This window comes from Paenibacillus sp. EKM206P, assembly GCF_011066155.1.
Lineage (GTDB): Bacteria > Bacillota > Bacilli > Paenibacillales > Paenibacillaceae > Paenibacillus > Paenibacillus polymyxa_D.
Window position 1 is genome coordinate 328,960 of record NZ_JAAMNQ010000006.1, and the last position, 14,471, is coordinate 343,430.

Genomic DNA, 14,471 nt, shown 5'->3' on the forward strand with positions numbered 1-14,471 from the left:
ATGGGAGAGGCTATCGTCGTCACTTCAGGAAAAGGCGGCGTCGGCAAAACGACGACGTCAGCCAATATAGGAACAGCGCTTGCACTGCTCGGCAAAAAGGTATGTTTGGTGGATACGGATATCGGTTTGCGTAATCTAGACGTTGTGATGGGTCTGGAAAACCGAATTATTTACGACCTTGTTGATGTAGCGGAAGGTCGTTGCCGTTTAAATCAGGCACTGGTTAAGGACAAGCGTTTTGAGGAGCTGTATATGCTGCCAGCCGCTCAAACCAAGGACAAGAGTGCTGTTACGCCGGAGCAGGTTAAGGATATTATTTTGGAGCTTAAAAAGGATTTTGAATATATATTGATCGATTGCCCTGCGGGTATTGAACAAGGCTTTAAAAATGCCATTGCTGGGGCGGATCAGGCTATTGTTGTGACTACTCCGGAAAATGCAGCCGTACGCGATGCAGACCGGGTAATTGGTTTACTGGAAAGCTCACATGTGATATCACCCAAGTTGGTGGTTAACCGCATTCGCAATAGCATGGTTAAATCCGGAGATATGTTGGATATTGATGGGATTTTACAAGTGCTTAGCATAGACCTTATTGGGATTGTGCCGGATGATGAAATGGTAATTAAAGCAGCTAATACAGGGGAGCCTACCGTTATGAATCCAGATTCACAGGCCGCGATTGCTTACCGTAACATTGCGAGACGGATTTTGGGCGATACAGTGCCCCTCATGCAGCTAGACCAGAAGAAAAGCGTGATGACACGTTTTAAGAAGTTTTTTGGTATGGGTGGATGAGGAAAACCGGAAGTTATGGCTGGTAAATTGCTTCCACGCTTCCTAAGTGATTTTCTATTGGTTCTAAGGTAGGAGCTGTAGTAGTATTCATTTGTAATACTAGACACTTAAATAAGTAATAATCTTATTTAAGTGTTTTTGGTTTGTCTTTTTAAATTCCTATAATACGGCTTCTCAAAATTTAGGGTCACTACATAAATATTATAAATACAAAACAAATCCGGTGCGCTAGCGCCGGTTTTTTTTGATTTTTAGGTACTTATTCCCGAGCGGGACAACATAAGTTGAAGCCCGTCCTCATAAGATGTATCAAACATACCTCGCTGAGGGGGCTGAACAGGATGAATAAAAATTCCGGAATCAAGCAGCGCAGAGAAGAACGTATACAGCAGCTAATCGCGGGAAGCAAAGCGGAGACGTATCCCTCTGGCATATATCAGTACAGGCACGGGGATAAAGATATGAGGTCGATGCCTATAGTCAGTGCCAACTCGCCCAGAGACCCAGAAACGGAGTGGAAAAATGAGCGGCAACACTGGCAGCAATCTTTTGGGGCGAATCGTGCTCCGTCTTTTTGGACTTCCTTTTGGCGAAGATCAGTCATAGCAACGGTGTTATTTGGAATGGTATGGGGAATGTTTCGTTGGGATATTCCCTATGCAGTGAATTTGAGAATGTTTATTGCGGATGCCTTGAATAAGGATATGGATTTTGCAGCCGTCGGACAATGGTATGAAACTTATTTTGACGGAGCTCCTTCCTTTTTGCCGATTTTTGGCGAGGAGCATGAAACGCACAAGGTAGCCGCAAATCGAAAGGGCTCTCCACCGATCGAAGGCACTATAACACAGCCTTTTGTACTGAGCCTGAAAGGGGTAGAAATTACGCCGAATGTCACTGACAACGGGCCAATCGTTGTTAAAAGTATAGATGCAGGACGAGTATTAGACATATTAAATCATCCCAAAAGCGGGATTTCGGTTACAGTTCGACACACTGGCGGTATCACAGCAACTTACGGGAGGCTTTCCCGCTCTACCTTAAAAGTGAACGACTGGGTTCAGGAGGGAGATGAGATCGGTGTACTGCCAGCAAGTCGCAGCGGCAGCGAGGCGGCAACTTTATTTTTGGCAGTTCAGAGAGGGGATCACTACATTGACCCGTCGGAAGTGGTAGCCCTTGATTAATGTCCGAGGGGTGACCTTATCACTACATCCACTGTTTGTATTGGTTATGCTGACCTCCATAATAACGGGACATTTTATCGAGATCATCACTTTATTTACATTGGTGTTTATTCATGAGCTAGGTCATGCGACAGCTGCTTCGTTGTTAGGCGCGCGGGTGCTTTCCATACAGATGTTACCCTTTGGAGGAGTTGCGGTCATTGAGGATCAGGGGAAGCTCAATGCGTGGAAGGAGATTGTCATTGCGCTAGCGGGGCCCCTGCAAAACGGAATCATGATCATCATCCTTTTATGGTTCAAAAATGTGAGTGGACCGGAGTATGATTATGTAAATTATATAATTCAGGGGAATGCAGTTATTGCACTGTTTAATTTGCTGCCCATTTTACCACTTGATGGTGGGAAAATATTGCAGGCAATGATTAGTTTATCCTTTTCTTATCACCGCACATTAGTGTGGACCTTTAGGGCCAGTATCGTAACGAGTCTGCTATTTTGTATGTATGGTATTTCACCGTTGTTAAGGCAAAATGGGCCTATGCATTTAAATCTGCTGGCGGTAGGGATTTTTTTGCTTTATTCTAATATTGTGGATTATCGGAATATCCCTTACCGTTTTATACGGTTTTTGCTGGGGAGGGACGAGCTTTTTTACCGCGAAATAGCTAAGGGAAGTATTGCCTTACCTATTGTATCCCTGCCAATGAAACATTTGGAGCCTATTTTGCGTCTTTTCAGAAGAGATCGGTATCATATGGTTTATGTTATGAATGAACAGGGACGAATTGTAGCCGTACTGCCGGAGCAACGCCTTATTCGCTCTTATTTTGCGACACGCCCGCCAGATGGTGGAGAACCCAAGCCTAAATAATGTTTTATGAGTAAGAAAGAGGCTGTATCCAGAGAGGTTGAAAAACCATGAAGCAAATGATTGTACAATGCCAGCAGCAGATGACCCAAATGGCGCTGTTGGAAGAGGGACGATTGGTTGAATATGCGGCTGAACTACCGCGAAAACGGGGGATTCTAGGTTCTTTTTTCAAAGCGAGGGTGGTCAATGTGCTACCAGGTATGCAAGCCGCCTTTGTTGACATTGGACAGCGAAAGAATGCCTTTTTGTACGTAGATGACGTACTTCACGCTCATTTGGACAAGCAGCCGGAGGTAAAGCCATCCATTTCTGAAGTGTTAAAGGTGGGGCAGGAAATTGTAGTACAGGTATTAAAAGAGGCAGTTGGTAGCAAAGGAGCCAGGGTCACCACTCATTTTTCACTTCCGGGTCGCTGGATCGTATATATGCCCCGTGCTGATTATGTGGCCGTATCCAAGAAGATCGAACGTGAGGGCGAGCGCACCCGTTTGAAAGCAATGGGAGAGCAGCTACGCACAAGTGAGGAAGGACTCATAATCCGTACCGTTTCGGAGGACATGAGTATAGAGGCGATTGAAAATGATCTGAATCAACTACGTAAGCAGTGGGGGGCTATTCAGCGTAAAGCTGGTGAACACTCGGCTCCGTGCGAATTACACCGGGATTTAAGTATTGTTCAGCGATTGATTCGGGATGTGTTTACACCTGAACAGGATGAACTGGTTATTGACAGTGAAGAGCAAGCAAAGGATGCAGAAATCATGCTGCAACAGATTGGTCCTGCGAAAGCTCATGTAAGTATATTTCGTGGTGCAGAAGAAACGATTTTTAAAGCTTATGGCATTCATGAGCAGCTGGAACGCGATTTTGCGCGAAAGGTATGGCTGCAGGGCGGTGGATACATTGTCATTGATCATACGGAGGCACTAACCGTCATTGATGTGAATACCGGGAAGTTTACGGGAGGCAGTAATCTGGAAGAAACGGTAACCCGGACTAACATTGAAGCAGCTGAAGAGATTGCCCGCCTGGTACGTGTGCGTGATATTGGTGGTATCATCATCATTGATTTTATTGACATGGAACAAGAGGAGAACCGTCGGGAAGTATCCTCTGTGCTGGAAGCAAGATTGAAGAAGGATCGGACCAAATCTTATGTTGTCGGTTGGACGCGGTTAGGTTTGCTGGAAATGACCCGCAAAAAAGTGCGTGAAGAAAAGACGCTCGTGTAGAGCGATGCGTAACCCAAAATCATTTTAAAACTAAAGGTTGAATGTGTATAAAGCTTGTGCTACAATCATTTAGTATGTGTGATGCGTAAGATTGGCTGCACATGCTGTAACCGCTCCAATCAGGTACTGAAGTGCAGTATCCTAAGGGAATCTGCCACCTGCTATTAGGCGAGTCTGAGACATAAGGAGGTGCAAGCAAATGTACGCAATTATCGAAACAGGTGGTAAGCAATACAAAGTTCAAGAGGGCGACGTATTGTTCATCGAGAAGTTGGAAGCTAATGATGGTGAAACTGTAACGTTCGATCGTGTTCTGGCAGTGTCCGGCGACAATGGCTTGACAGCAGGTACACCGCTTCTTTCTGGAGCTTCTGTAACAGCTAAAGTTGAGAAGCATGGTCAAGGTCAAAAGGTCATCGTATACAAATACAAACCTAAAAAGAACTACCATGTGAAGCAAGGTCATCGTCAACCGTACACGAAAGTGACGATTGAAAAAATCCAAGCGTAAGAGGGTGCGATAAGTGATTATCGTGCGTATTACACGACTGGAGGATGGCAGCATACAGGGGTTTTCCGTTAAAGGACATGCAAATTTCGCTAAATCTGGCGAGGATATCGTATGTGCTGGCGTTTCGGCGGTAACAGTAGGAACTGTCAATTCGATTGGAGCTCTTACGGACGTTGAGATGGAAACGGAAATGGAAAACGGCTTTTTAAGCGCGTATCTTTCTCCTGAAAGTTATCATGATGCGAACGCACAGGTTCAACTGTTGCTGGAGTCCATGGTGATTATGCTGACAAGCATTGCTGAATCATACGGTAAGTATATTCAAATAGAAAATAATCAAAGAAGGAGGTAGACATCATGTTGAAATTGACATTGGATCTTCAATTATTCGCATCGAAAAAAGGTGTAGGTTCCACAAAAAACGGACGTGACAGTAAATCGAAACGTCTTGGAGTGAAACGTGCTGACGGTCAAGCAGTTACCGGCGGTAGCATCCTGGTTCGTCAACGCGGAACGAAAATTCACCCGGGCACGAACGTGGGCATCGGTAAGGACGACACCCTGTTCGCGAAAGTGGACGGCGTTGTGAAGTTCGAACGTTGGGGCCGTGATCGCAAAAAGGTGAGCATCTACCCGATCGACGTTGCTCCAGTAGCAGCTACTGTAGAAGCTTAATAGCGGCTTAGACACGCTGAAAAGCCTCCGGCACTTTTGTCGGAGGCTTTTTTGCATGATGGTAATGAACTGGAAAGTTAGTCTGTGCTATACTGGATTAAGGTTCTTTAATAATCCATTTAATTATCGCAGAACGGAGAGAAGCCATGTTCCAGCGGATAAGAGCGCCTTATCTGGCGTTGGGTTCCATTCTGATTCCTTTGGTTTTTTCACTGCTCTATCCCGAAGTATTAACGATTATCTTATTAGCAGTATGGTCTGTAGTTGCTGCATGTTTTGGTATGTGGTATACGAATAGACAGGTTGAGTATGAGCGGAAAGCTGCTTTGCGTTCTTTTGAGCGTACAGCGATTGCAATGCTTAACCATCATCGGCATGACTGGATGAATGACTTGCAGGTGCTTTATGGATATATTCGCATGAATAAGCATGATAAATCTGTTGCTTATGTGGAAACAATAAAAGGGCGCGTGGCGGAAGACAGTAAAATATCTAAGTTGGGTATTCCCTCACTGGTGTTTTATTTACAGTCTTTTCGCGTGAACGCCGGTAATTTACAGTTGTCGGTACAGGTTGAGGAGCAGTTAAAGTTAGACGCTGTCATGTCTCCCGAAGACGGCGAGTCGCTTGCCTCGGCCGTCATAGAAACGGTGCGTGCGTATCAATATGGCGGGGGCCGGTCGTCCTGGGGAGAAGTGCGCAGATTGACACTTTATTTCGGTATGGATCAGAATGATGTTATCGTCCGTTTTGAAGGAAGTGACATACCTGCGGATTTGAATATCCTTAAGCGGGTCAGATCCGTACCCGGAAGTGAACGCATTCGAACAGAGAAGCTCCCTACGGGCGAAATGTTTCAAATTCGGATGCAGTGCCAGACATAAGGAAGGTGTAACCATGTTTGTAGATAAAGCGAAGATTTTTGTTAAAGGCGGAGACGGCGGAGACGGATTAATTGCGTTTCGTCGTGAGAAATACGTTCCTGAAGGTGGCCCAGGTGGTGGTGACGGAGGGAACGGTGGAGATGTAATTTTCCGTGTAGATGAGGGTTTGCGTACCTTGATGGATTTTCGGTACCAACGACATTTTAAAGCCCAGCGTGGAGTGAAAGGTCGTAACAAAAGTCAACACGGAGCCAATGCGGAGCACATGATCGTACGTATACCGCCGGGAACGGTCATCATAGATGATGATACTGGTGAAGTAGTAGCAGATATGACACGTCATGGTCAACAAGTCGTCGTAGCTAAAGGAGGACGCGGAGGGCGCGGGAACATCCGTTTTGCTACGCCGAGTAATCCAGCGCCTGAGTTGGCTGAGAACGGTGCAGAGGGACAAGAACGTTATATCACGCTTGAGTTAAAAGTAATGGCTGATGTAGGCTTGGTCGGGTTTCCTAGTGTTGGGAAGTCTACCTTGTTGTCGGTTGTATCTTCCGCAAAACCGAAAATTGGGGCCTACCACTTTACAACGATTACTCCGAATTTGGGTGTTGTGGATGTGGGTGATCATCGTAATTTTGTGATGGCGGATTTGCCTGGTTTAATTGAAGGGGCTCATGAAGGTATTGGGCTGGGACATGAATTTCTGCGGCACATTGAGCGGACGCGTATTATTATCCATGTCGTGGATATGGCGGGCTCCGAAGGACGTGACCCGTTTGAAGATTGGACTAAAATTAACGACGAATTGAAGCAATATAATTCAGCATTGGCTGAGCGTCCGCAAATTGTGGCGGCCAATAAAATGGATATGCCGGAAGCTGAAGAAAACCTGGCTCACTTCAAAGAGCAGATTGCTTCTATACGTCCTGATCTTGAAATCATGCCTATTTCCTCACTGACACGTCAAGGTGTGAAGGAACTGCTCTACCGGGCTGCTGATTTGCTGGATCAAATACCGGACGAGCCGGTTGTTGAGGAAGTAGCAGAAGTTAATGAACGTAAGGTATTTAAGCTGGATACAGCAGAAGACGAGGGCTTTACAATTGTACGTGAAAACGATACATTCGTGGTGCAGAGCCCTAAAATTGAGCGCATGATGAAGCGCATGCAGTTGAACTCGCATGATGCCATTTTGAAATTAGCAAGAACGTTACGCCACATGGGTGTGGATGCTGAGTTACGCAAGCGTGGCGCCAAAGATGGTACATCTGTACGCATTGCTGATTTCGAGTTCGAATTTGTTGAAGGCAGCAGCTACTACTAAATTTCAAATAAAGGTCTAAAACCTGAACGGTTACTGTACTATAGGAAACTCTATAGAAGGCAGTAGCCGTTTTTTGCATTGTTTGCTTGCCGATTTTCATGAGTTTCGATATAATGTCCTCTATACAAAAACATAAGTCTTTGAGGAGAGGACGTTCTTGAAAGAGCGCTATTACTTGGTACGGGAAGATATTTTGCCTGAAGCTATTGTTAAGACAATACAGGTGAAACTGCTGCTGGCTTCAGGAGATGTTAAAACCGTGCATGATGCCGTGGAGCAAGTTGGGCTAAGCCGAAGCGCCTTTTATAAATATAAGGATGGCATACATTTGGTTAACCAGCTGGAGCGTGAGCGAATTGTTAATATCTCTATTGATTTGGAACATCAATCCGGAATGTTGTCCAGGGTACTTGGCAGAGTGGCAGATTTCGGAGGCAATGTGCTGACGATTCAGCAAAGTATTCCACTGCAAGGCAGAGCCAACGTAGTCATCTCGGTAGAAATGTCCAGACTCAGTGAAGAGTTGGGTGTTCTACTGGAGGGCTTGGAAGATATCTCTGGAGTCAAACGTGTTCGCCTGATTGGGCAAGGTTAAGGCAATACAGTTCATTAGATAAAAGTTATCAGGAGGGGAATGGATGAAACCGGTCAAAGTAGGATTGTTAGGTTTGGGGACGGTAGGAACGGGGGTCGTTCGAATCGTAGAAGGCAATCAGGAAGACTTGAGCAGACAAGTCGGTTCACCGATCATCATTGAAAAAATAGCTGTAAAAAACATAGAAAAATATCGTTCCATTGAAGTGGAGACGAGCAAACTTACTGAGGACCCATGGGAAGTTATTCGGGACCCTGAAATTGATGTAATTATCGAAGTCATGGGCGGCGTTGATCAGACGAAGGAGTACATTCTTGAAGCGCTGGAGCGGGGTAAACACATCGTAACGGCAAATAAGGACTTAATGGCTTTGCACGGTTCTGAAGTATTAGCAAAGGCGCAGGAAAAGCAGTGTGATATTTTTTATGAAGCGAGTGTAGCGGGTGGTATCCCGATCATTCGTACACTAATTGAAGGTTTCTCCTCCGACCGCATTACCCGCATTATGGGGATTGTGAACGGTACGACAAACTTTATTTTAACCAAAATGAGTCAGGAAGGGGCCTCGTACGAGGAAGTTCTCAAGGAAGCACAGGAGCTTGGGTATGCTGAATCCGATCCGACCTCAGATGTGGAAGGACTGGATGCAGCCCGTAAAATGGCAATTCTCGGCACGCTGGGTTTCCGCTCTAATGTAGAGCTCAAGGATGTAAGTGTCAGCGGCATTTCAAAGGTAACCAGTGAAGATATTGCTTTTGCTAAAAAACTAGGATATGAAATGAAATTGCTAGGCATTGCAGAGCGCCAGGGTGATGAATTTACGATTAACGTTCAGCCGACCATGGTACGCAAGCAACATCCATTGGCTTCGGTGAACGGGGTATTCAACGCGGTGTATGTGCATGGTGAAGCAGTGGGTGAAACCATGTTTTATGGTGCGGGTGCAGGTGAAATGCCGACGGCAACATCAGTTGTAGCCGATTTAGTTGCTGTAGTGAAAAATCTCAAACTTGGTGTCAATGGGCTTAAAGCCATCGTTCCTTACAACCCTAAAAAAATTAGTAACGACGAAGATGTGTATTTCAAAAACTTCGTGCTTCTGCATGTGGATGATAAAGCAGGGGTGTTGGCACGGATTACGCAAGTATTTGCTGAATTTGATGTCAGTCTGGCATCTGTTGTGCAGCAACCGAATGAGGTTAACCCCGATGCTGAAATTATTATCGTGACTCATTTAGCCAGTAAAGCAAGTATGAAAAAGGTTTTGGAGCATTTTGAAACTTTGGACGTCATCCGTCGCATCAAGAGCGTATATCGAGTAGAGGGATAGTCAATAAAAGCAGGAGGAATTGTCTGTATGACCGTTTTAAAAACAGCAAGAGTGCGTGTGCCCGCGAGTACGGCCAACTTGGGTCCGGGCTTTGATACATTGGGCATGGCGTTGTCCTTATATGCATGGATTGAAATGAAGGAGGCCGAACAGACGGCTTTTCATTTATACGGAGATGAAATGAATGGTGTTCCCCAAGATAAAACTAATCTGATTTTCAAGGTAGCACAAATGGTTTTTCGGGAAGCGGGTGTATCAGTTCCTGAGCTCGATATTTCGATGTACTCAGATATTCCACTCACTCGTGGTTTGGGCAGCAGTGCTTCCGCCATTGTGGGCGCCTTGGTCGCTGCAAATACGTTGATTGGCTCGCCTCTGCCGGATTCCAAGTTGTTCGATATGGCAAGCGCCATTGAAAAACATCCGGATAATGTTGGAGCTTCTCTGTTTGGCGGTATTATTACAGCGATGTGGGACGGTGAGCGTGCTAGGCATTTACGACTTGAACCGGATACCAATCTGGAGGTTATGGTAGTTATTCCAGATTTTCAGCTGTCCACGTCGAAAGCCAGAGAGGTTCTACCCGCACAAGTATCATTGAAGGATGCTGTATATAATATAAGTCATGCTTCCATGTTGGTAGCAGCATTGGCATCAGGGCGAACCGACTTAATCGCTGAAGCGATGCGTGATCAGCTTCATCAGCCTTACCGCGCGGCACTTGTGCCAGGTATGACAGAGATCTTGCAGGATGCGCACCATTATGGTGCTTTGGGTGTGGCTCTAAGTGGGGCTGGACCAACGTTGCTGGCATTGACAGATCGGCGGGAAAATCGGAAAGCAGAGCTGGAGCAGTATTTAACGGATACCATGAACAAAGAGGGGATCACTGCTTCTGTTTTAAAATTGCGCCCTGAGAATGAAGGAGTTAAAGTATATACAGAAGGGAATACTCTCCCTTTTATGGATATGATTAAAGGGGAACTTACGATATGAAACGAATTGCACTTCTTCCTGAGGGGACTGTTTCTCATGAAGCGATTAAGTATTTGTTAGGAGATACGTCCCATGAATTACTTTTTTACAAACATATCGCGGACGTATTTCAGGCAGTAGACAAGGGTCAGGCAGACTATAGTGTAATTCCCATTGAAAATACGATTGATGGCTCTGTAAGTTTGCATATGGATTGGCTTGTACATGAAGTAGACATTCAAATGCAGGCGGAATGGGTATATCCTTCAATTCAAAATCTTATTGGTCATCGCAGTGAATTTACGAAGGATTTGGACAAGCTAGATTTGAGCAAAGTGGTCAAAATTATGTCTCATCCTGTGGCGCTTCCCCAGTGTAAAGAATTCATACAGGCTTCCGCTCCTCAGGCCGAGTTGGAGAGTGCAGGAAGTACGGCGGAAGCCGTCGAAATTGTTAAACATAACCCCGGTAAAGGCTGGACCGCTCTCGGAACCAAGCTTGCGGCTGCCAAACACGGATTGGATATTTTGGCCAGCAAAGTGACGGATCACGATAACAACTTTACCCGCTTTGTCTTGATCGGTCATCAACCTATAAGTCTCCCGGGTACGCCTGAAGGTCAGCGAACCAGTATTTTGGTCACGCCGCCGCAGGATTTCCCGGGAGCGCTGCATCAGGTTTTATCCGCATTTGCATGGCGCAGGTTAAATCTGTCCCGTATTGAATCGCGTCCAACCAAAAAGCAATTGGGGAATTATTATTTTTACATTGAAGTTTTGGAATCTCTGCATTCCGTGCTACTTCCGGCAGCCTTTGCAGAGATCGAGGCTTTGGGGTGCCATGTACGTGTTCTTGGCTCTTATCCAAGCTACAAGTATGTTGAAGCAGCGATCGAACCTATTTTAAAGGAACATTAATCGGAGGTGTGATTTTAATGGCAGAACAATGGATCTATCTGGATGGGCAGCATGTGACTAAGGAAAACGCAAAGGTTTCCGTATATGATCATGGATTCTTGTACGGAGACGGTATATTTGAAGGCATTCGTATTTATAACGGGAATATTTTTAAATGTAAGGAGCACTTGGAGCGCCTGTATGATTCTGCGAAATCCATTCAATTAAACATTCCGTTGTCTTCTGATGAAATGTTGGAAGCAATGGCTGAAACGATTCGTCTTAACGAAATGCGTAACGGATATATCCGTCTAGTTGTATCCCGAGGTGCAGGAAATCTAGGTTTAGACCCTCTTCGTTGTGCGAAGGCGAGTGTCATCATTATCGTGGAGCAGCTCGCCATTTACCCAGAAGAAGCTTACTTGACTGGCCTGAAGACAATTTCTGTCTCTCAGCGTCGCAACATCCCGGATGCTTTGAATCCGAAGATTAAATCATTGAACTATCTCAACAATATCCTCGTGAAGATCCAGTCTAACTATGCTGGTGTAGGTGAGGCTATTATGCTCAATTCCCAAGGATATGTGACGGAAGGCTCTGCAGACAACATTTTCATTGTCAAAAACGGAGTGTTGTATACACCTCCTTGCTATTTGGGAGCGCTTGAAGGAATTACTCGTAATGCTATTATCGATTTGTGTGCTAAGCTTGGGTACTCCCTTAAGGAACAACCTTTTACACTGCATGATGTATATGTTGCGGACGAGGTGTTTTTTACAGGAACTGCGGCAGAAGTTATTGCAGCTTATGAGGTGGATGGTCGTACGATCGGCTCCGGCGTTGCTGGCCCAGTGACTTTGGAGCTCCTGACTGAATTCCGGAAGATCGTGGATCAGGATGGCTACAAAGTGTGGCAGGACTAAAATAAAACCGAATCCTTTTAACTGAATGCTCGCGAGAGTATTTAGTTAAAAGGATTTTTTTGTTTGTATGGGGTCATTCGCCCGGTAGGTGCATAGGATGTAATAACAGAAGCCGGGCGTTTATCCCGCCCGAACGAAAGTCTAGGAGGTTTGTGACCTGTGAAAATACACATCGTCAAAAAAGGTGACACTCTATACTTGCTGGCACAGAAGTATAATGTGACGCTGGAGAAAGTTATTGCCGCCAATCCCCAATTGGCAGACCCTAATCAGTTGAGCATCGGAGAGAAAATTAAAATTCCGACAGAGCCTGTCACGATGGAAACACAGCCGTCAACGGTATATCAACACAAGGTTAAGCAAGGAGATTCATTGTGGAAATTGTCCAAGGCGTGGAATGTACCGCTCAAGCTAATTATTGATGCCAATTCCCAGCTTAAAAACCCGAATGCACTACTGGTTGGAGAAACAGTTAATATTCCACACTACAAAGAAGAGAATTCTGATTTTACTGAGAATAAAAAAAATACCGCAGTCAAAGAAGAGATGACACAGCCTAAACCTGAATCCCCCACTAAGCAAGAACTTACCCAGCCCAAGGCAGAGATGACACAGCCTGAGCCGGAGAATATGCCTAGCCCTAAAGAGGAGATGACACAGCCGAAAGAAACAGTGAATCCTCCTAAGCTTCCTGAATTAAAACTGCCTGAAGTTCCTATGGCACCCGTAAATCCCGCTCCACCTCAAATGCAGCCCATAGTTACACCACCTGCTCCACCTCAAATGCAACCTATAGTCACCCAACCGATTGCATCTAAGCCACAGCTTCCTACAACTGTTGTGAAGCAACCTGTAGCTGAAAAGTTTTGCGGCTGCACAAAATCGGAGCCGATGGTAAATTCCGAGTGGTCGATACAACAGCCGACATCTGATTATAGCCCACAAATAAATGCAATGCCGAACTCGTGGTATCCGGGGATTGGGTCTCCTCAAGCGCCTATAAATACCTCCTTAGCAGAATATGCCTCTCCTACTGTAGTTTCTGATCAGGGCTATCATCATGACTGTGAGCATCCATGGTGCTGGGGACCTGTGCAGACACCAATTATAAATGCCTATCCAACTCCTTATCCTGCCTATTCAGATTGCTGCGCCCCCGGATATTATCCGAGCCATGAAGCGTCTGAAAATGCATCCTATCCTGTCTATCCTCCATTTATCCATCAAGGGCATCCGCCGCAGTATTCAGAGAGTACAGTCCAGAGCAGTCAATGGAGCCAGGCATGGGGAGGACCTCCATATGGTTTGCCTGCGGCTGGACACGTATCCGACTATAGCCAACTACAAGGGCAACAATCTGCGAATTCCCCTTATCATCCGTTTGCGCATGGGAATGCACCTATGTATCCATTAGAGGGATATACAACACCCTATATGTTTATGCCAGACTGTGGATGCCGGGAAGAGAACGTCCAGTCGGCACCAGCAATTCCAGGAACGCAGGAGGTAGGTAACAATCTGACTATAGCATCCCAAAATGAAATTGATTCTTCTTCTAAAACAAAGGATCGTAGCGTGAGTAAAGGTAAATCAAAAGACAGCTCTGGCAGCACATCCAAAGAAGAGACGTCCAAAGTCAAGGTTTCCAGTAAAAATGCTACTCATAAGAAGCAAAAATCCCGTAATTCAACTGGAGGAGAAACTCGTTCCTCATCCTATAGTGCTCGTTCGCGTAAAAATCCATGGATTAGGGACTGACGTGGCTAAAAGTAAAAAGTAAAAGAAGAGAGACTCCTAGTAGTGCCCCGGCTTTATTAGTCATTAAGAGAAAGAAATGAATGTTAAAGAGACTGTTATTCTGCTTGAGGGAATAATGGTCTCTTTATTTAAATGCAGTGATTTTAAAGATGAGAAAATAATTTTTTAAAAAAGGTGTTGCTACTAAGCTTATATATGTGGTATATTCTTATAGCTGTCTTTTACAAGATAGTTAGCAACACGAAAACAAAGCAGAGTTGATTATAAAATTCTCTTAAAAAAAGTGTTGCAAAGACGCGGAAAACATGATATATTATTTAAGTCGCCGCAGAGATGCGGTGGTGAAACAAAGTGAGATATGATGTAGGTTTGATCTTTGAAAACTGAACAACGAGTGAGTAAAACGATTTTGTTCGCAAAATCAAACAAGAGATATTTTTATCTCGTCAGTTTCAACATGAGCTTATCGCTCTTTCTATAAACCAACTTCGGTTGGTCTTTAATGGAGAGTT

15 protein-coding genes and 1 other annotated feature are annotated in these 14,471 nt (G+C 45.1%); all 15 genes read left to right on the forward strand.

Annotated features, from left to right (window positions below; all coding sequences use genetic code 11):
* The 15 genes from minD to G9G53_RS15680 all read left to right on the forward strand — a co-directional run bounded on the left by minD (position 1) and on the right by G9G53_RS15680 (position 13,959).
* A complete protein-coding gene (gene minD / locus G9G53_RS15610) occupies positions 1-798 on the forward strand; it encodes a septum site-determining protein MinD (protein WP_013311596.1) in 798 nt (265 codons plus the stop codon).
* Positions 799-1,139: 341 nt separating this feature from the next.
* A complete protein-coding gene (locus G9G53_RS15615) occupies positions 1,140-1,985 on the forward strand; it encodes a peptidoglycan DD-metalloendopeptidase family protein (RefSeq protein WP_165148807.1) in 846 nt (281 codons plus the stop codon).
* On the forward strand, positions 1,978-2,856 hold the full coding sequence (locus tag G9G53_RS15620; protein WP_029518424.1) for a M50 family metallopeptidase: 879 nt from the start codon (positions 1,978-1,980) through the stop codon (positions 2,854-2,856). Before G9G53_RS15615 ends, G9G53_RS15620 begins: the two co-directional genes overlap by 8 nt.
* 47 nt (positions 2,857-2,903) lie before the next feature.
* Positions 2,904-4,088, forward strand: coding sequence for an Rne/Rng family ribonuclease (locus tag G9G53_RS15625; protein ID WP_165148810.1), 1,185 nt, complete (start codon positions 2,904-2,906; stop codon positions 4,086-4,088).
* 98 nt (positions 4,089-4,186) lie between these two features.
* Positions 4,187-4,274, forward strand: a sequence feature (ribosomal protein L21 leader region).
* A gap of 13 nt (positions 4,275-4,287) precedes the next feature.
* Complete coding sequence (gene rplU / locus G9G53_RS15630; RefSeq protein WP_013311592.1) at positions 4,288-4,599, forward strand: 50S ribosomal protein L21; 312 nt, start codon at positions 4,288-4,290, stop codon at positions 4,597-4,599.
* Between the two features lie 13 nt (positions 4,600-4,612).
* Complete coding sequence (locus tag G9G53_RS15635) at positions 4,613-4,951, forward strand: ribosomal-processing cysteine protease Prp (protein WP_013311591.1); 339 nt, start codon at positions 4,613-4,615, stop codon at positions 4,949-4,951.
* A 5-nt stretch (positions 4,952-4,956) separates the two neighbouring features.
* Positions 4,957-5,274, forward strand: coding sequence for a 50S ribosomal protein L27 (gene rpmA / locus G9G53_RS15640; protein ID WP_039272574.1), 318 nt, complete (start codon positions 4,957-4,959; stop codon positions 5,272-5,274).
* A 146-nt stretch (positions 5,275-5,420) separates the two neighbouring features.
* Complete coding sequence (locus tag G9G53_RS15645) at positions 5,421-6,158, forward strand: Spo0B domain-containing protein (RefSeq protein WP_029518427.1); 738 nt, start codon at positions 5,421-5,423, stop codon at positions 6,156-6,158.
* Between the two features lie 13 nt (positions 6,159-6,171).
* Entirely contained in the window at positions 6,172-7,482 is a 1,311-nt protein-coding gene (obgE, locus tag G9G53_RS15650) for a GTPase ObgE (protein ID WP_029518428.1), read from the forward strand.
* 157 nt (positions 7,483-7,639) lie between these two features.
* Positions 7,640-8,077, forward strand: coding sequence for an ACT domain-containing protein (locus G9G53_RS15655; protein WP_013311587.1), 438 nt, complete (start codon positions 7,640-7,642; stop codon positions 8,075-8,077).
* A 43-nt stretch (positions 8,078-8,120) separates the two neighbouring features.
* Entirely contained in the window at positions 8,121-9,407 is a 1,287-nt protein-coding gene (locus tag G9G53_RS15660) for a homoserine dehydrogenase (RefSeq protein WP_029518429.1), read from the forward strand.
* Between the two features lie 27 nt (positions 9,408-9,434).
* Positions 9,435-10,403 (forward strand): homoserine kinase, encoded by a 969-nt coding sequence (thrB, locus tag G9G53_RS15665; RefSeq protein ID WP_165148813.1) that lies wholly within the window; start codon positions 9,435-9,437, stop codon positions 10,401-10,403.
* Positions 10,400-11,299, forward strand: a complete 900-nt coding sequence (gene pheA / locus G9G53_RS15670) for a prephenate dehydratase (protein ID WP_029518431.1) — start codon at positions 10,400-10,402, stop codon at positions 11,297-11,299. The genes thrB and pheA overlap by 4 nt, the downstream gene beginning before the upstream one ends.
* Before the next feature lie 17 nt (positions 11,300-11,316).
* Positions 11,317-12,201, forward strand: a complete 885-nt coding sequence (ilvE, locus tag G9G53_RS15675; protein ID WP_165148833.1) for a branched-chain-amino-acid transaminase — start codon at positions 11,317-11,319, stop codon at positions 12,199-12,201.
* Positions 12,202-12,360: 159 nt separating this feature from the next.
* On the forward strand, positions 12,361-13,959 hold the full coding sequence (locus G9G53_RS15680) for a LysM peptidoglycan-binding domain-containing protein (protein WP_165148836.1): 1,599 nt from the start codon (positions 12,361-12,363) through the stop codon (positions 13,957-13,959).
* Positions 13,960-14,471: the final 512 nt, after the last annotated feature.